Genomic DNA, 1,479 nt, shown 5'->3' on the forward strand with positions numbered 1-1,479 from the left:
AGCCACATCGCCGGCCAGGACGCAGAGCGTCATCAGGTGTATACTCTCGTCGCCGCAGTCCCACTTTGTACCATACAGCAGGAGGTACTTTGGCTTCTTGCAGCCCAGTTGCCTGGACCGTTCAAAGAACACCATCCAGCATAAAGCCCGAAGGCCTTGCATCAACTGCTCGTAGCGCTGCCGGTCCTGTTCGCTTTCGATCTTGCCCTGGTCAAAGTAGCGCGTCAGCAGCTTGTAATCTGCATGGGCGGTTGCTAGCCCGCCCCCACGCACATGTGGGACGCTGTTCTTTACCTTGTTCAGGTTCACGCTGCCCGCATGAAGGATGGAATGGCTCACGATCAGCGTGTTCTTCAGGGTGTATTTTGGCAGTTTTACCGCCTTTTCCGTATCTTGCTCAAGAAGCGTAAATGTCGACATGTCTTTTGGTTTTCGTCGACTTTAAAGATAGTCGCTTTTACGCTTCTTTACTAAAATGTCTAGTGGTCTGGGTATCTGGTAAAGATGATTTTTTGCCTACGAAGGAATTCGTAATTTTAGATGAAAAGATTATTCTTTCTTTGAAATCCCTTAGCGAAGAGATGACTTTAATTAGAGTTGAAAAATAGTTATAATGATAAATATTAATATCAAGAAGCAAAATAGAAGTCGAGTTTTTACTATTCTAGTAATTGGTGGTCTATGGGGAGTCTTAGATTCATTGATGTTCAAAGGAGTAATATCTTTTCTAATTGATGGGGTTTTAATTTTAGTAACAACTGTTTTATTGGGGGCGCTTACAAACTATTTACTGAAAAAGATTGGTTTTGAGTGGCCAAAAGAACAATTTGATGAAGATTCGATTTTAGATATTGAATTTCGGAACCAAGAACGTATCGAAGTAGAGAATAATGATGACATCGCCGCTTTAAACTATGGGATTATTTGGGCTATCCTATTTTTAATATCTACTTTTTAATGTGATGTATGTCTAAACCTGCACCCAACAATGGCTACATGCCATGCCGGTAAAAATCTTCGAGAGGAAAATGGAGATTGAAAAACCCGCACAGGCAGCAAAAGCCAGGCTGCGCCAAGATCGCCTTTTGCTGCCTGCGCTAGCATTTGAGAAATGAGACGAAAATGGTAAATTTAGAGTCCGGCACGTCACGTAGCCGGGCCGCTAGCCCCCACAACAAACACGTGTTGCTTTGTTCGCAATCAACACGTATCTTTGTAAAAAAAAGCCATGAATACAAAGTTGACATTGACTATAGAGGAAGAGGTCATAAAAACAGCTAAGGAATACGCAAAAGAAAAGGGGCAAAGCATTTCGGATTTGGTAGAAAACTACTTTAAATTAATCACAAGAGATCGTCGAGAAATTCTACCTGAACAGTTGTCACCAAGAATTCAAAGACTGAGAGGAATCATGACGATTGATGATGATTTTGATTACAAGGAAGTGTTAACCGAAGAATTATCAAAAAAATATGGTAT

The 1,479-nt window shown here is 41.5% G+C and carries 3 protein-coding genes; 2 read left to right on the forward strand and 1 reads right to left on the reverse strand.

Annotation, left to right across the window (positions count from 1 at the left end; all coding sequences use genetic code 11):
• A partial coding sequence (locus FRY97_RS21775; protein ID WP_147169731.1) for a hypothetical protein occupies positions 1 to 420 on the reverse strand: 420 nt, incomplete at its 3' end.
• Between the two features lie 193 nt (positions 421 to 613).
• On the opposite strand from FRY97_RS21775, the gene FRY97_RS21780 reads away from it, so the two are divergent.
• Positions 614 to 958, forward strand: coding sequence for a hypothetical protein (locus FRY97_RS21780; RefSeq protein ID WP_147169732.1), 345 nt, complete (start codon positions 614 to 616; stop codon positions 956 to 958).
• Positions 959 to 1,228: 270 nt separating this feature from the next.
• Positions 1,229 to 1,479: DUF6364 family protein (locus FRY97_RS21785; RefSeq protein WP_147169733.1), on the forward strand; the 251-nt coding region annotated here is incomplete at its 3' end.

This window comes from Phaeodactylibacter luteus, from assembly GCF_007993045.1.
Classification (GTDB): Bacteria; Bacteroidota; Bacteroidia; order Chitinophagales; family Saprospiraceae; genus Phaeodactylibacter; species Phaeodactylibacter luteus.

Coding starts and splice junctions, on each gene's coding strand:
- FRY97_RS21780 (WP_147169732.1), top strand. CDS start 614: ATGATAAATATTAATATCAAGAAGCAAAATAGAAGTCGAGTTTTTACT.